This is a genomic window from Leucothrix pacifica (genome assembly GCF_003172875.1).
GTDB lineage: Bacteria > Pseudomonadota > Gammaproteobacteria > Thiotrichales > Thiotrichaceae > Leucothrix > Leucothrix pacifica.
Genome location: NZ_QGKM01000004.1, coordinates 22,862 through 37,919, shown reverse-complemented (window position 1 = coordinate 37,919; position 15,058 = coordinate 22,862). Strand labels below are relative to the sequence as shown.

The 15,058-nt window shown below is 47.0% G+C and carries 16 protein-coding genes; 14 read left to right on the top strand and 2 right to left on the bottom strand.

The window, feature by feature from the left end; genetic code table 11:
* The first annotated feature begins 89 nt into the window (after nt 1–89).
* The 10 genes from DKW60_RS01785 (at nt 90) to DKW60_RS01740 (ending at nt 8,877) form a co-directional block, all read left to right on the top strand.
* Nucleotides 90–1,577, top strand: a complete 1,488-nt coding sequence (locus DKW60_RS01785; protein ID WP_109835955.1) for a B12-binding domain-containing radical SAM protein — start codon at nt 90–92, stop codon at nt 1,575–1,577.
* Between the two features lie 142 nt (nt 1,578–1,719).
* Nucleotides 1,720–2,961: a serine hydroxymethyltransferase gene (glyA, locus tag DKW60_RS01780; RefSeq protein ID WP_181389554.1), complete on the top strand. Its 1,242-nt coding sequence runs from the start codon at nt 1,720–1,722 to the stop codon at nt 2,959–2,961.
* A 9-nt stretch (nt 2,962–2,970) separates the two neighbouring features.
* Nucleotides 2,971–3,447: a transcriptional regulator NrdR gene (nrdR, locus tag DKW60_RS01775; protein WP_109835953.1), complete on the top strand. Its 477-nt coding sequence runs from the start codon at nt 2,971–2,973 to the stop codon at nt 3,445–3,447.
* A 61-nt stretch (nt 3,448–3,508) separates the two neighbouring features.
* A complete protein-coding gene (ribD, locus tag DKW60_RS01770) occupies nt 3,509–4,642 on the top strand; it encodes a bifunctional diaminohydroxyphosphoribosylaminopyrimidine deaminase/5-amino-6-(5-phosphoribosylamino)uracil reductase RibD (RefSeq protein WP_245929536.1) in 1,134 nt (377 codons plus the stop codon).
* Between the two features lie 3 nt (nt 4,643–4,645).
* Nucleotides 4,646–5,305: a riboflavin synthase gene (locus tag DKW60_RS01765; protein ID WP_109835951.1), complete on the top strand. Its 660-nt coding sequence runs from the start codon at nt 4,646–4,648 to the stop codon at nt 5,303–5,305.
* Between the two features lie 13 nt (nt 5,306–5,318).
* On the top strand, nt 5,319–6,434 hold the full coding sequence (gene ribBA, locus DKW60_RS01760) for a bifunctional 3,4-dihydroxy-2-butanone-4-phosphate synthase/GTP cyclohydrolase II (protein ID WP_109835950.1): 1,116 nt from the start codon (nt 5,319–5,321) through the stop codon (nt 6,432–6,434).
* Between the two features lie 6 nt (nt 6,435–6,440).
* Nucleotides 6,441–6,917 carry a 6,7-dimethyl-8-ribityllumazine synthase gene (ribH, locus tag DKW60_RS01755; RefSeq protein WP_109835949.1) on the top strand — a complete coding sequence of 159 codons (477 nt, stop codon included), beginning with the start codon at nt 6,441–6,443 and terminating at the stop codon, nt 6,915–6,917.
* Nucleotides 6,910–7,374, top strand: a complete 465-nt coding sequence (gene nusB, locus DKW60_RS01750) for a transcription antitermination factor NusB (RefSeq protein ID WP_109835948.1) — start codon at nt 6,910–6,912, stop codon at nt 7,372–7,374. Before ribH ends, nusB begins: the two co-directional genes overlap by 8 nt.
* Nucleotides 7,375–7,392: 18 nt before the next feature.
* Entirely contained in the window at nt 7,393–8,358 is a 966-nt protein-coding gene (gene thiL / locus DKW60_RS01745; RefSeq protein WP_109835947.1) for a thiamine-phosphate kinase, read from the top strand.
* 21 nt (nt 8,359–8,379) lie between these two features.
* The gene (locus DKW60_RS01740) at nt 8,380–8,877 is read left to right on the top strand and encodes a phosphatidylglycerophosphatase A family protein (RefSeq protein WP_109835946.1); all 498 of its coding nucleotides are present in this window, start codon (nt 8,380–8,382) and stop codon (nt 8,875–8,877) included.
* A gap of 96 nt (nt 8,878–8,973) precedes the next feature.
* Here DKW60_RS01740 and DKW60_RS01735 read toward each other — a convergent pair whose 3' ends face one another.
* Nucleotides 8,974–9,195 carry a secondary thiamine-phosphate synthase enzyme YjbQ gene (locus DKW60_RS01735; protein ID WP_245929549.1) on the bottom strand — a complete coding sequence of 74 codons (222 nt, stop codon included), beginning with the start codon at nt 9,193–9,195 and terminating at the stop codon, nt 8,974–8,976.
* On the opposite strand from DKW60_RS01735, the gene DKW60_RS01730 reads away from it, so the two are divergent.
* The 4 genes from DKW60_RS01730 (at nt 9,180) to DKW60_RS01715 (ending at nt 14,083) form a co-directional block, all read left to right on the top strand.
* Entirely contained in the window at nt 9,180–9,662 is a 483-nt protein-coding gene (locus tag DKW60_RS01730) for a tripartite tricarboxylate transporter TctB family protein (protein ID WP_109835944.1), read from the top strand. The genes DKW60_RS01735 and DKW60_RS01730 overlap by 16 nt on opposite strands.
* A gap of 8 nt (nt 9,663–9,670) precedes the next feature.
* Complete coding sequence (locus tag DKW60_RS01725; protein WP_109835943.1) at nt 9,671–11,182, top strand: tripartite tricarboxylate transporter permease; 1,512 nt, start codon at nt 9,671–9,673, stop codon at nt 11,180–11,182.
* 35 nt (nt 11,183–11,217) lie between these two features.
* Nucleotides 11,218–12,450: a Tm-1-like ATP-binding domain-containing protein gene (locus DKW60_RS01720; protein WP_109835942.1), complete on the top strand. Its 1,233-nt coding sequence runs from the start codon at nt 11,218–11,220 to the stop codon at nt 12,448–12,450.
* Nucleotides 12,451–12,595: 145 nt separating this feature from the next.
* A complete protein-coding gene (locus DKW60_RS01715; RefSeq protein WP_109835941.1) occupies nt 12,596–14,083 on the top strand; it encodes an aldehyde dehydrogenase in 1,488 nt (495 codons plus the stop codon).
* A 178-nt stretch (nt 14,084–14,261) separates the two neighbouring features.
* On the opposite strand, the gene DKW60_RS01710 is transcribed toward DKW60_RS01715, so the two are convergent.
* Entirely contained in the window at nt 14,262–14,651 is a 390-nt protein-coding gene (locus tag DKW60_RS01710) for a type II toxin-antitoxin system VapC family toxin (RefSeq protein WP_109835940.1), read from the bottom strand.
* Nucleotides 14,652–15,058 lie beyond the last annotated feature (407 nt).

Here is a 15,058-nt window from a genome sequence, read left to right as displayed (position 1 = left end):
CTAGTGATGTTCATCAGTGGTTTGTGCAAATAGTTATCTATCAGTGAATTGTTCTTTTATCGTGTCTTTAATTCATGTATTAAACTTACATGGATACGATAAAAAATACCCCCGAACTGCTATTTATCGACCTGAACAATTTTGCTGCTTACCCAACCTTAGCCGTTGGGTACTTGATCAGGTCGCTTCGTGACGCCAACTACAGTGTACGGTTACTTAGTCCACTGGCACTTGGTGTTCCCGCCTTTACCCGTGACAACCCGGAAACGTGGAAAGATCAGCTAATGCGCCGACTGTATTTTTCAGGTCATCCGGTGATGCGATTTTCACGTGACTTCTTGCGAGAACAACTGGCAAAGCGCAATGCTAAACCCCACCCTGCGATGCTTGCTGAGATAGATAAAGCACTTACCGCTAAACCTGATGCCATTCTGATTTCCTCCTATTTAGACCATTATGAAATGTGCCGGCTAATCGGTGAGAAGGCTAAAGAAAAAGGCATTCCCGTATTGCTTGGTGGCCCTTTTTTTAATCTAAATAAAGTCACCGAACAGTGGTTGGCTCTAGAGGGTATTACTGCCATTGTCGGTGGTGAAGTTGAGTTTGAATTACCCGGCATGGTCAGTGATCTACTGGCAGGGAAGTCTTTGGCAGGTAGAGCTGGTGTATTCACCAGGGAGTCAAGGCAAACCGTTCAAGCACTCAAGCCATTGCAACAACTGAACCAACTACCGGTACCTGACTTATCGGATTTCCCATGGGATAAATACCCGCATAAAATCATCCCAATCATGTCTGGCCGTGGTTGTGGCTGGGGTGCGTGCACTTTCTGTGGTGATGTGGTCTCTGCCAATGGCCGTACTTTCCGCTCCCGAGGGCTTAAAGCAGTATTGGATGAGTTGGCGGCACAGTCTAAGGCGCATGATAGTAAGGATTTTATCTTCCTCGATATCAAACTCAACTCGGATCTCGAGCTGTGGTACGGATTAATTAAGAACATTCAAAATGTGGTACCGGGTGCGCGCTGGATTGCGACGGTACATGTAAATCATCTGGGTGATAATGGTCTGGATAAAGACACCTTAATCGCCGCCAAAAAAGCAGGACTCACCCGTATATCCTTCGGCTTGGAATCAGGTAGTCAGGCACTACTGGACAGCATGAAGAAAGGCACCAAAGTAGAGGAGGCAGGTGATTTCTTAAAGCATGCTTATGAGGCTGGTATCAGTGTGCGTACTTCAATGATGCAGGGCTTTCCGGGAGAGACAGCAGAAGATTTAAAACTGACTGTCGACTTTATAAATGAGCATGAGCAATATCTCGACCGGATTCGTTTGTCCCGATTTAAGCCGTTACCGGATACGCCATTCGATCGTATCTATCAAAAACAGCCAGATCGTTTTCCTTACATGAAGCATTTTAAGTGGGACTACAAGTTGGCTCGCGGCTTGTACCAATATTTACCGCCCAGAGATAAACAGTACCGTGCCAATAAAAATCAACTCCTTGAGCAGGTTTATAAAATCAACCGTAAGACGTTGAGAAATGATGCTAAAGAGTTTAACGGCATGATGTAGAGATTCTTTCTGCAAGCAATTGTTTTTTTTTACTAGCCATGAAATTCCGCTTTCCGATAAACTGCCGGATTCTGTAGTTACTACAGAGTCCGTTTTGTAATAGCAGTAAAAATGTCAGGAGCCAGACGTGTTTAACATTAATATGAATATCGCCGATTATGACAACGAGTTATATGACGCACTTGCTGACGAAGCTCAGCGTCAGGAAGATCATATCGAACTGATCGCCTCAGAAAACTATACCAGCCCACGTGTGATGGAAGCACAAGGCTCAGTACTTACTAACAAATATGCTGAGGGTTATCCTTCAAAGCGCTATTACGGCGGCTGTGAATATGTTGATGTTGCTGAACAATTAGCAATTGACCGTGTTAAAGCGTTGTTTGGTGCTGACTACGCAAACGTACAACCACACTCAGGTTCCTCAGCGAACTTATCTGTCTACATGGCATTATTAGAACCGGGTGATACGGTTCTGGGAATGAGCTTGTCTGACGGAGGTCACTTAACTCACGGTTCACACGTGAGTTTCTCTGGTAAAGTATACAAAGCTGTTCAGTACGGTTTGAATAATGAAACGGGTGAAGTGGATTACGATCAGGTTGAGGCACTCGCAAAAGAGCACAAACCAAAAATGATCATCGCTGGTTTCTCTGCATACTCTCGCGTGATGGATTGGCAGCGTTTCCGTGATATCGCGGATGAAGTAGGCGCGATCTTATTTGTTGATATGGCGCACGTTGCAGGTTTGGTTGCAGCAGGTGTTTACCCATCTCCGGTACAAATTGCTGACGTTACCACTTCAACGACTCACAAAACATTGCGTGGCCCACGTGGTGGAATCATCCTTGCTAAAGCAAATCCTGAAATCGAGAAGAAGCTGAACTCAGCGGTCTTCCCGGGTACACAGGGTGGCCCTTTGATGCACGTGATCGCAGCTAAAGCGGTTTCATTCAAAGAAGCAATGGATCCTGGTTTTGCTGACTATCAGGCACAGGTTGTGAAGAACGCACAAGCGATGGCTCACACCTTTATGGAGCGTGGTTTTAATATCGTTTCCGGTGGTACTGACAATCACTTGTTCCTGTTGGATTTGATCGACAAAGGTTTGACGGGCAAGCAAGCGGATGCAGCGCTTGGCAGTGCACACATCACTGTCAATAAGAACTCGGTGCCTAATGATCCACAGTCACCGTTCGTCACTAGTGGTATTCGTATCGGTACACCTGCGGTCACAACCCGTGGCTTTAAAGAGCAGGATTGTATTGATCTGACTAACTGGATTTGTGATATATTGGAAAATATTGAAGATCAAACTGTCATCGAGTCAGTCAAGGCCAAAGTCAGCGAGATCTGCAAACGTCTCCCCGTATACGCAGAGTAATTAAAGCCCATGCATTGTCCGTTTTGCAGTGCCACAGACACCCGTGTTGTTGATTCACGCTTAGGCGCGGATGGCGATCAAGTTCGTCGTCGACGTAAATGCGGGTCCTGTGATGAACGTTTCACCACTTATGAAGTCGCTGACTTAAATATGCCTCGTGTCATGAAGAGCGATGGTGTTGGCGAGGCTTTTAATGTGGAGAAGCTGCGAGCCGGAATGATGCTGGCGTTAGAAAAACGTCCGGTCAGTATGGTTGATATTGACCGGGCTATTCAGCAGATCAAGAAGAAAATTCTCAGTAGTGGTCTACGCGAAGTCGAATCTCATTGGATTGGCGAACGTGTGATGCAAGAGCTGCGTGAACTCGACGGTGTCGCCTATATTCGTTTTGCATCGGTTTATCGAAGTTTCAATGATATTGACGAATTCGTCGAAACCATCAACCTGATGGAAAAGAAAGTTGCAACAGATAAAGGCTTGTCTTAGACGACTGTCCGGACGCTAAAACTGCTACACTATCCCTCCACTAATTAACCCTTCAATTAGTATGAACGATACCCAGCACCTGCAATACATGGCTCAGGCGATTAAATTAGCACGCTTGGGGATTTATACGACGCATCCAAATCCACGGGTCGGTTGTGTGCTGGTTAAAGATGGGCAAGTCATCGCAGAAGGTTTCACACAACCGGCAGGTGGCCCGCATGCTGAAGCCGTCGCACTTGCAAAAGCAGGGGAGCATGCCAGAGGCTCAACTGCTTATGTCACTTTAGAGCCTTGCTCTCATACCGGCAGAACCCCGCCTTGTGCCGATGCCTTAGTAAAAGCGGGTGTATCTCGCGTGTTTATCGCCATGGAAGACCCTAATCCTTGTGTGTCAGGTGGCGGTATCGCGCGTCTGGAGTCAGCAGGGATCGAGGTGACTAGCGGCATGTTAGAGCAGCAAGCCCGCGAACTTAATCCGGGATTTATTCGTCGTATGGTTCACGGTATGCCCTTTGTCCGCTTAAAAATGGCTACCAGTTTAGATGGTCGAACTGCTATGGCCTCGGGTGAAAGTCAGTGGATTACAGGGCCAGCTGCCCGACACGATGTTCAATTTTGGCGCGCCCAAAGTGATGCGGTTCTGGCAGGTATTGGCACGGTGTTAGCTGATGATCCTTCACTGACGGTTCGCTTAACTACGCTGGAGCTGGGGATTGAGGGTGAGGTTCGTCAGCCGGCTCGCGTGATTCTGGATACTCAACTGCGTTGTCCGGCTACTGCCAGGCTCCTGAGTCTTCCGGGTAAAACTCTCATATATACCCAGCGCTATTCTTCAGATACGGTTTATGAACTAGAGCAGGCTGGCGAAGATGTCGAAGTCGTTGTCATGGAGAGTGCAGACACAACAGCACGTATGTCATTAAAAGCTGTTCTCAAAGATCTGGCGAAGCGTGAGATCAATGAGGTACATACAGAAGCAGGCTCGCTGATCTGCGGTAATTTGTTGGATAAAGGCTTGGTAGATGAGCTTTTATTGTACATGGCGCCGCATTTATTAGGCAGCGATGCGATGGGGGCATTTTATTTGCCACAATTGAAAAAAATGAAGGATAGAATTAACCTGAAAATTAAGGATATACGTGCAATTGGTGAGGATTGGCGTATCATAGCCGCCCTTGAGCAAACACAGGTTTAGACAATGTTTACCGGTATCATTCAGGCTGTTGGCACAGTAAAAAGTCTCAGTAGTAAAGGTGGCGATGTGGCGCTGAGTATTTCCACAGGCAAACTAGCCATGAATAATGTCGCTTTGGGTGACAGTATTGCGGTAAATGGCGTGTGTTTGACCGCCGTTCAGCTTAGCGAGGATTCCTTTGTTGCCGATGTATCCCGCGAAACACTCTCTCTGACATCATTGGGCAGTCTCAGTACAGGCTCGTCGGTTAATCTGGAAAAAGCACTAACTCTGCAAGATCATTTAGGTGGGCACTTAGTCAGTGGTCATGTTGATGGCTTGGGTGTGGTGGAATCACGTCGTCATGATGGCCGCTCTGAGTGGTTCAAAATTAAAGCCCCTGATACGCTGGCAAAATACATCGCAGCTAAAGGCTCTATTACGATCGATGGTGTGAGTTTGACAGTTAACCGTGTTGATGGCTGTGACTTTGAAATCAATATTGTGCCGCATACCTTGCAGGAAACCATTATCGATGGCTATCAGGCAGGGACAAAGATTAATCTGGAAGTGGATTTGTTAGCCCGTTATCTTGAGCGTTTATTACTCGGTGATAAGGCAGCAATCAGTAGCGCCGGTGAGCGTGGAATCACCGAAGCATTTCTGGCCGAAAACGGTTATTAAGAAGTAATAAACTATGTTCAATACTATTGAAGAAATTATTGACGATCTTGCTCAGGGCAAAATGGTCATTATTGTGGATGACGAAGACCGCGAGAATGAAGGAGACTTTCTAATGGTCTCCTCAAAAGTGCGTCCTGAAGACATTAACTTCATGGCAACGCATGGCCGGGGTCTGGTTTGTATGACTATGCGTCGTGAACGTTGCATGCAGTTGGACTTGCCACTGATGGTGTCCAAGACCAATGATGCACACGGGACTAATTTTACGGTTTCAATCGAAGCGGCTGAAGGTGTCACTACTGGTATTTCAGCTTATGATCGTGCCCTGACCGTGCGTGCTGCAATTGCCCCTGATGCCACTCCAGCTTCAATTGTTCAGCCTGGTCATATCTTCCCGATAATGGCGCAACCAGGCGGCGTATTGACGCGTGCGGGCCATACTGAAGCAGGTTGTGATCTTGCCGCATTGGCAGGTTTTGAACCCTCAGCGGTGATCGTTGAGATCCTGAATGAAGACGGCACCATGGCGCGTCGTGATGATCTGGTTGATATTGCTGAAAAACATCAGCTTAAGATGGGTACGATCGAAGATCTGATCCGTTATCGTTTGGACAACGAAACCACCGTTAACCGCACCTTTGAAAAAGTGGTCAATACAGCACATGGTGAGTTTAAGCTGATTGCGTATAAAGACATCGCCAGCGATCAAACCCATATGGCCTTAGTGAAAGGCGAGATTAATCCGGGCGATGAAGTTTTGACGCGTGTACATCTTGAAGATTCGATTTGTGACTTGCTGTCATTGCGTGAGCCGGGTTCTGGCTGGCCATTGCAGGATGCCATGAAAACGATTAATGAAGCCGGGCAGGGTGTGGTTGTTATTCTGCGTGAGCCGCGTGAAAAGATTGATATACTAAAGCGCTTGCAAAAAGTCATGGGCGTGGCGCAGGATACTGAAGTTGTTGATGACGATGCCAAAGATGCACCCGCCGAGTTAAGAACTTACGGGATTGGTGCACAGATTTTATTAGACTTAGGCGTGCGTAAAATGTGCGTGATGAGTGCCCCAATGCACCTCAGCGGCATTGCAGGGTTTGGGCTAGAAATAACCGGATACAGACAGGAATAATCCAGAATGAAGAATGTGAAAGAAATTGTCGGCGATTTCACGCCAACGAAAGCACGCTACGGTATTGCAGTAGGTCGTTTTAACGGTTTTGTGGTTGAAGCGCTATTGGAAGGTGCGGTAGATGCATTAGTGCGTCACGGCGTTGATGAGAAAGATATTGAAGTCACGCGTGTACCCGGTGCATTTGAGTTGCCATTGATCGTTCAGCACATGGCTAACAGCAAAAAGTACGATGCAGTGATTGCACTTGGTGCGGTGATTCGTGGTAGCACACCTCACTTTGATATCGTGGCAAATGAGTCTGCTAAGGGCTTGTCAGCGGTTGCATTGCAAACCGGTCTGCCAGTCATTAATGGTATTTTGACGACTGACTCAATCGAGCAAGCGATTGAGCGTAGTGGTACTAAGGCGGGCAATAAAGGTGCTGAAGCTGGTTTAACGGCTTTAGAAATGGTTTCTCTGATTAAGAAGTTCAATGACTGATTCTCCAAACACTAAGCAGCTGATTTCTCAGCGACAGGTTGCTCGTAAACTAGCGATGATCGCTATTTACCAATGGCAAATGACGCAGAACAGTTACCAGGATATCTATCTGGCGATTCAGGATGACCGCGATTTGTCGAAAGACTTCCGCAAATGTGATCCTGCTTATTTTCAGTCACTGGTTCGTTTCGTGATTGAAAATCAGGAAGATGTCGACGCTTTATTTGTGCCGCTACTTGATCGTGGTGTGGATATGCTCGATCAGATAGAACTTGCAGCACTGCGATTAGCAGCCACTGAGTTACAGAATCATATCGACGTTCCTTACAAGGTTGTGGTCAATGAGTCTGTAAATCTAACTAAAAAGTTTGGTGCAGATCAGGCGCACAAGTACATCAATGGCGTGGTTGATAAAATGGCTCGCCAGATCAGAACGCTGGAAACGGGCGGTCTGTAAGCTTGGATGGATTAAAGAATGGCGGGTGAGTTTGATTTAATTGCCCGCTATTTTAACTGGCCTGCGCAGGGTGAGGGCGTTTCCCTCAGTGTAGGCGATGACGCTGCTTTACTGTCGGTTAAAGCACAACACCAATTGGCTATCTCGGTCGATACACTGGTTTCTGGTGTACATTTCCCTGTTAATACACATCCCGCTGATATCGGACATAAAGCACTCAGCGTTAATGTTAGTGATATGGCTGCGATGGGCGCAGAGCCTCGATGGTTTACGCTGGCACTGACCTTACCTGAATACAATACGGCATGGCTGGAAGGGTTTTCTGCTGGATTAAAGCAAGCTGCGGATGACTATGGCGTTGATTTGATTGGTGGTGATACCACGCGTGGGTCGCAAACCATCACTGTTCAGATTATGGGCGAAGTGACGCCCGCAGCTGCTTTGAAGCGTAGTGCAGCGAAACTGGGTGATGTGATCTTTGTAACCGGTACCTTGGGTGATGCGGCTGCTGGTCTGGCTTTGGCTCAGGGAGATTCATCAATATATGCTTCTGGCGAAAAGCGTGCTTATCACGACTATTGTATTCAACGATTAAACCGTCCCACTGCAAGGACTGTAGAAAGTCGCATTATTCGTCAGTATGCTCATGCCTGCATTGATGTATCCGATGGCTTATTACAAGACTTGATGCATGTCCTAAAAGCCTCACAGTGTGGAGCAGTCATTAACACTGATGATATTCCATTTTCAGAGGCATTGTCGTCGCTGCACCCACCAGAGCAATGCTTGCAATATGCCCTGACTGGCGGCGATGATTATGAGCTACTATTCACGGTGCCTGATGATCAGTGCGATGGTTTTATCAAGGCAATGTCAGAACAACAGTTGAGCTGTCAGGCAATTGGCTACATTACTGATGATGCCGAGCAAATCATTAACCAATATAGCCATCTATTAACCGCCACTGGTTTTCAACATTTCTAAACAATAAGAGCCGATTTTCCCATGAGCAATAAACCTACCCAACGTGAATTAGTCAGTACCGTTATACGTTCGCCGGTTCACTTATTGGCCTTTGGGTTTGGTAGTGGCTTAGCACCATTTGCGCCGGGTACATTTGGTACTTTAGCCGCAGTTTTGCTGTATCTACCAATGCAGTATTTAAGTCTGCCGCTATATTGTTTGATGGTTGCTGCGGTGTGTGTGGCGGGTGTTTGGATTTGTGGTCGATCCTCGGAAATGCTGGGTGTGCATGATCATGGTGGGATTGTTTGGGATGAGTTTGCCGGTTACTTCATTACGATGATTGCCGCACCAGCGGGCTGGCAGTGGATTGTGCTTGGTTTCGTACTGTTCCGTATTTTTGACATTATCAAACCATGGCCGATTAAATGGGCTGACAAGCAGGTGCATGGCGGTCTAGGTATTATGCTGGATGATATTCTGGCGGGCTTTATCTCATTGGCATTGCTTCAGGTGATCGCTAGTTTGGGCATTCTCTAGTGCTTCATTTCGAGCGTAATTATCGTTATGTAGGCATCAGTTAGTTACCTTGACCACAGCCACACTGGTATTTGTTCATTTCTTTGTTATCCAGGTCTAGTCGCCCATCACAGTCACCACAATCTCGCGATTAAATCGACTAGTTCTATGCTCGTACAGATAGATTCCCTGCCAAGTTCCTAAAGCGGCACGGCCATTACTCACAGGTACCGTCAGGCTGTCATTGGTAAGAATACAGCGGATGTGCGCTGACATATCATCATCGCCTTCATAATCATGTCTGTATTCCGGATCGCCATCTGGTGCGAGACGTTGCAGTACGGTTTCAATATCGTGACTTGCTGTTGTCGCAAATTGACGAACAAGTTAAATGGTTATCACGCGGTAAGATATTTGCTCAGCCCGGATTCTGGCCTGCGGTAAGTTTAGTGGGTATGACGTTTTTTGCCTTACTTCACTTAATTGGATCCGCGTTATCCCCACGTATTCACGGACGTATGGCCGAAGTAGCTTTGTGGCTTCGCTCTTTGGAATATGCTGCCTGGTTTTTACTGTATGTCTGGTTGGTACCAATCGTGGGATACTTACCTATGACGCTCATCTTCATGCCCCTTCTAAGCTTTCGCATTGGCTATCGTAGTAAAAAAATGTTGCTACTTTCTGCATTCATCGGCTTTCTCATCGTATTGGTATTTAAGAGCTTTCTGGAAGTTAAGATTCCGGGTGGACAGCTCTACGAATACCTGCCAGATGCCATGCGCAGCTTCATGCTGCTAAATTTCTAGGGGGAAGTATGGACGTTTTTATCGGTGCAATGGACACTCTGCTGCGTTGGGATGTGCTGATTGCATTATTGATCGGTTCTGTTGGTGGGGTCTTCATTGGGGCAATTCCAGGTGTTGGTGCTGCAGTTGCTATCGCAATCTTATTACCCGCCACTTTTTCTTTGGAGCCAATCGTAGGACTGACCCTATTGCTGGGTATTTATGGGTCTTCTATGTATGGCGGGTCTATCCCAGCCATTCTGATAAACACCCCGGGCACAGCGGTTAATGCACTGACCACCTATGACGGTTATCCGATGACCAAACGTGGAGAAGGGCGCCGCGCTTTGAGCCTTGCTTATTCCGCGTCATTTCTCGGTGGCATCATATCGGTAATTTGTTTAATTCTGTTTGCCCCTGTATTGGCCTTAGTCGCACCACTGTTTGGTAGCCGTGAGATATTTATGGCGGCATTGTTGGGTATTGTGCTGGTGATTTTTGCGCATCGTGGTCAGGTGTTGGCTGCGGGTATGCTGGCGTGTTTCGGTATCTTTATCAACAGCATTGGTCTGGAGCCGATAAAGTACACCAAACGCTACACTTTCGATCAGAGCTGGTTAGCCTCTGGTATAGATTTAATCGTGGTTATATTGGGATTGTTTGCTCTTTCGCAAGCTTTCTTATTACTGGTTGAAAAAGATAGGACGCCAAAGGCGATGCCTGTCGATGGCGGCTTATTTCAGGGACTAAAGGAGCTTTGGATATATAAACGAGTTGCGGGAGTTGCCTCGGGGTTCGGTGTGTTAATGGGAATGATTCCCGGTGTTGGTGAATTTACCGCGCAGTTCATGTCTTACACCTATGCCCATAAAAGCTCTAACAATCCTGAGTTATTCGGTAACGGCTCACCGGAAGGCTTAGTCGCCTCAGAGTCTGCCAATAATGCTGTTCCTGCCGCCGCAATGATCCCATTGCTGGCGCTGGGCATTCCCGGAGAAGCATTAACGGCCATGATGCTGTCAGTCTTCTATGTGCATAGCGTTATTCCCGGGCCTCAGCTATTTCAAAACCAGATGGATTTTGTGATGGCACTGTATATCGCATTATTGATTTTAAATGTCATGGTGCTGATCTTCCTTATGTTCTCCACCAATTGGATACTAAAAATCATTCAAATCCCAACTCGCTTCCTTGGCGTAGTGATCTTGGTGTTGAGTTTTGTGGGGGTGTATTCCTTGCGTAATTCAATCACGGACTGTGCAATCGCAGCAGGATTCGGAGTATTTGGACTGGTGTTAAAACGCCTTAATTTACCGATAGTACCGATTATATTGGGCATGGTATTAGGCGGAATTATGGAGGTTAAGCTGCGCGCTTCAATGGCACGAGTAAAGACGCCGTTAGACTTTATTGATCGCCCAATCTCAGCAATTATTTTTGGGATTATCGTGCTGGTCATCGTATTGCATATACGTGGGGTGATTAAGGAATATCGCGGGCATAAACAGCAGATAGAGGAGGCACGTAATGATGCCGACTAACACGCCAGAAGGTGAGATATTATCAGGAGCTTGTCATGTCGGATAAAACGATATTAATTGTCGGCACATACGACACTAAAAACGACGAATTGGAATACATGGCATCACGCATCAAAGCTATGGGTGGCGGTGTGTTGACAATGGATGTGAGTGTGTTGGGTGATCCGGAGAACCCGACGGATATCTCGAAACAACAAGTTGCAGAGGCTGCCGATGGTTCGATTCAAAAAGCCATCGATTTCAATAGCGAAAATGAAGCGATGCAGATGATGGCTGCAGGTGCGTCAGCAGTGGCATTAGATCTTTTTAAGCAGGGTAAGTTTGACGGTATTGTACTGCTAGGCGGGACTATGGCGACAGATCTGGCACTTGATGTGTGTCAGGCGCTACCTTTGGGAGTGCCTAAATATGTTGTCTCCACGGTTTCATTCTCACCATTGATAGCGCCGGGCCGTTTAGCCGCAGATATCCAAATGATCCTTTGGGCAGGTGGCTTGTATGGGCTTAATAGTATTTGTAAGTCCTCGCTTAGTCAGGCAGCAGGTGCAGTGCTTGGTGCGGCCCGAGCGGTAGAACCCGTGACAGATAATCGTCCGGTAGTCGGAATGACTTCGCTAGGCAGCTCCTGTTTAAGCTATATGAAATTACTCAAACCTGCACTGGAGGAACGGGGCTTTGACGTGGCTATTTTTCATTCAACAGGCATGGGTGGTATGGCCTTTGAAAACATCGCTGCCAAAGGTGACTTTGCCTGTGTCATGGACTTTTCCATGCAGGAATTTAGCAATCTGATCTTCGGCTCCGTGGTTAGCTCTGGGCCGGATCGCTTGCTGAGTGCTGGTCGTGCGGGTATTCCTCAATTAGTCGCGCCGGGTGCGATAGACCTGATTGATTTTGCAGGCTGGCAGGAGATACCAGAGCAATTTCAGGACAGACCATTTCATACGCACAATCGATTAATCAAGTCGTCAGCATTAAATAATGAAGAACGGCGAGAGACCGCTCGGGAAATGGGGCGACGCCTTTCTCAGGCAACAGCTGCGGTGCATGTTTTTCTTCCCCTACAAGGACTTGAAGAGTGGGATAAAGAAGGTGGTGATGCTTATGATCCTGAGGGCTTAGAGTCATTCTGTGCTGAGATGCGAAAGTCGATTCAGTCCCCTGTGGAAATGACCGAACTAGATGCTCATATTAACGATCAGGCATTTGCAGATGCAGCACTTGCCAAGTTTGATCAATGGGTGGCGGATGGCACGATTAAAACTTAATTTGCAGCAATTAAATCATGCACCAATCAGGTAATCAGGTAATCAGGTAATCAAGTGATGTCAGGGATTGATTAGCTGATAGCGAAAAATTTGAATATCACGGTGAAACTTGCGTTCGACAGCGCACAACCGACCAGGAATAAATATGTTAGAACAACAACAAATTGACGTGCTACGTCAACAGAACATTGCTCCTCAGCAATTGTTTATCAATGGTGAATGGCAAGCGGCTAGCAGTGGCCAGACCATGGATATCATCAGTCCCATTAACGGTGAAGTGATCACTATCACTGCCGATGCTGGCGTTGAAGATGTCGATCGCGCCGTAAAAGCCGCTCGTACTGTGTTTGAAAAAGGAAGCTGGGCACAGGCATCACCCGCTGAACGTAAAAAAGTGATGCTAAAAGCGGCTGAACTCGTTGAGAAACATGCATTGGAGCTGGCTGTACTGGGAGTACGTGATAACGGCACTGAAATCGGCATGGCGTTTAGAGCAGAGCCGGGTTCTGCAGCGGCAACGATTCGCTTCTACGCCGAATCAATCGATAAAGTCTATGGTGAAATTGCACCCACTCCGAACAACATTTTGGGAATGATTCACCGCGAACCTGTCGGAGTCGTAGGGGCTATTGTGCCGTGGAATTTCCCAATGATGATCGCTGCCTGGAAAATAGCACCGGCACTGGCGACCGGTAATTCCGTCGTGCTCAAGCCATCTGAGACCGCTTCCTTAAGCTTACTGAGGCTTGCCGAGTTATTTTCAGAAGCAGGTCTTCCGGATGGTGTGTTGAATGTGATTACCGGGCAAGGTGCGGTGTGCGGTGAAGCTTTAGGATTGCATAATGATGTCGATGTTTTGGTATTCACCGGATCGGGTTTTGTAGGCCGTAAATTGCTGGAATACTCGGCCCGTTCAAATCTAAAACGTGTGTACTTAGAACTTGGTGGAAAATCACCAAACATTGTTTTCGCTGATGCTCCTGACTTGGCGCAGGCTGCTAAGGTCTCAGCGATGGGAATCTTCCGCAACTCCGGTCAGGTTTGCGTAGCAGGATCTCGCTTACTCGTTGAGCGTGAAATACATGATGAGTTTGTTGAACACCTTGCCGCTGTTGCCAGACAATTGAAAGTCGGCGACCCACTTAATCTGGATAATGACATCGGCGCGATTAATAGCGCGGCACAGCTGGATAAGGATTTATCATTTATTGACAGTGCCATGTTAGATGGTGCGAATCTAGTCACGGGTGGCAAACAAATTCTTGGTGAAACTGGTGGCTATTATATGGCTCCAACCGTGTTTTCTGATGTCACTACCAATATGCAACTTGATAAGGAAGAGGTGTTTGGACCCGTGCTAGGGGTGGTGGTTTTTGATACTGAAGAGCAAGCGGTACAAATGGCGAATAGCTCCAACTACGGCTTGGCATCAGGTGTTTGGACGGGGAATTTATCACGGGCGCATCGTATGATTCGGGCGGTTAAGGCTGGAGTGGTGCACGTGAATACTTATGGTGGGCCGGATGTGACGGTGCCGCTGGGTGGTGTTAAGCAATCGGGGAACGGGGTGGATAAGTCGCTACATGCCTTGGAAAAATATACTGACCTGAAGACTGCATGGATTCAGTTGTAGTGGTGCCGCGGGGTGTTATTTAATTCGCTCACACAAGCTGCGCTTGAATCGATGAGCGAATTAAATAACACCCCGCGGCAATTTGGCATTGTGCGAGGGAGGGTGAGTAGGCTGGGTAGTATTACAGAGAATAGCATCGCTGAATTTAATGCAGCACTCAGGGATCGAAGAGTGAGACTTAGCGAATGAGTATGATTTCGCACTCAACAGGAACTTTGGCCCAAGCTTTAGCGGCGGTATAAATGGCGTATCCGGTCTCTATTCCTAAGGCTAAACAGGCTCTGTCACCCAGTGATAAACCATAGGCTTTGCTTGCCAGTCTTAGCTCTCCGGCAATAAATGCTTGTTGTTCAGATAGTGCAATACATTCCATTTCGAGGTTGTCCATGGTTGTCTGAATGGCTTCTGATGGCATTTTTAGGTCAAATAACTTGCTGACTGTTTCTGCATAATTCGCACTTGAAATCACTGCCGCACCAGATTCTAAGATAGGCGCGACTTTTTCTGCGCCGGTTTGATCAAACAGGTAAGCCAATACAGCGGAAGTATCCAGAACGACTTTACTCATATTTTGGAGCCTCGTGTCGTTCTGCAATTAATTCGTCTACAACAGATCCATTAGGCTTGGCGAATTGTTTAATTAAGTCTCTAGCTTGCTGCAGGCGTTGTTTACGGGTTGCGATGATTAGCTCTTGTTTCTCTTCCGACCATGAAATTAAGACTTAATGGCATTGATCATCATTTTCACACTGTTGATGCATTCTTGATCTGATATCGTCATTTCACTGCCCCTTGTAGTGTGTTGCGGCAGTGAAGAATAAAGTGTGAAGTTATGGTCGGGTCAAGCTTGTGCGATATTGTTTAATCTCCTTACACAAACCTCATTTTATTAGCATCTATAAATCCCAATGATAGGATGCTTTGCGAACTAAACAACACAACGTGGCAATGGGTAGTGATGTGATAACATGAGAG

Coding starts and splice junctions, on each gene's coding strand:
- glyA (WP_181389554.1), top strand. CDS start 1,720: ATGAATATCGCCGATTATGACAACGAGTTATATGACGCACTTGCTGAC.
- DKW60_RS01710 (WP_109835940.1), bottom strand. CDS start 14,651: ATGAGTAAAGTCGTTCTGGATACTTCCGCTGTATTGGCTTACCTGTTT.
- DKW60_RS01715 (WP_109835941.1), top strand. CDS start 12,596: ATGTTAGAACAACAACAAATTGACGTGCTACGTCAACAGAACATTGCT.
- nusB (WP_109835948.1), top strand. CDS start 6,910: ATGACTGATTCTCCAAACACTAAGCAGCTGATTTCTCAGCGACAGGTT.
- DKW60_RS01720 (WP_109835942.1), top strand. CDS start 11,218: ATGTCGGATAAAACGATATTAATTGTCGGCACATACGACACTAAAAAC.
- DKW60_RS01765 (WP_109835951.1), top strand. CDS start 4,646: ATGTTTACCGGTATCATTCAGGCTGTTGGCACAGTAAAAAGTCTCAGT.
- DKW60_RS01740 (WP_109835946.1), top strand. CDS start 8,380: ATGAGCAATAAACCTACCCAACGTGAATTAGTCAGTACCGTTATACGT.
- nrdR (WP_109835953.1), top strand. CDS start 2,971: ATGCATTGTCCGTTTTGCAGTGCCACAGACACCCGTGTTGTTGATTCA.
- ribBA (WP_109835950.1), top strand. CDS start 5,319: ATGTTCAATACTATTGAAGAAATTATTGACGATCTTGCTCAGGGCAAA.
- DKW60_RS01785 (WP_109835955.1), top strand. CDS start 90: ATGGATACGATAAAAAATACCCCCGAACTGCTATTTATCGACCTGAAC.
- thiL (WP_109835947.1), top strand. CDS start 7,393: ATGGCGGGTGAGTTTGATTTAATTGCCCGCTATTTTAACTGGCCTGCG.
- DKW60_RS01725 (WP_109835943.1), top strand. CDS start 9,671: ATGGACGTTTTTATCGGTGCAATGGACACTCTGCTGCGTTGGGATGTG.
- ribD (WP_245929536.1), top strand. CDS start 3,509: ATGAACGATACCCAGCACCTGCAATACATGGCTCAGGCGATTAAATTA.
- ribH (WP_109835949.1), top strand. CDS start 6,441: ATGAAGAATGTGAAAGAAATTGTCGGCGATTTCACGCCAACGAAAGCA.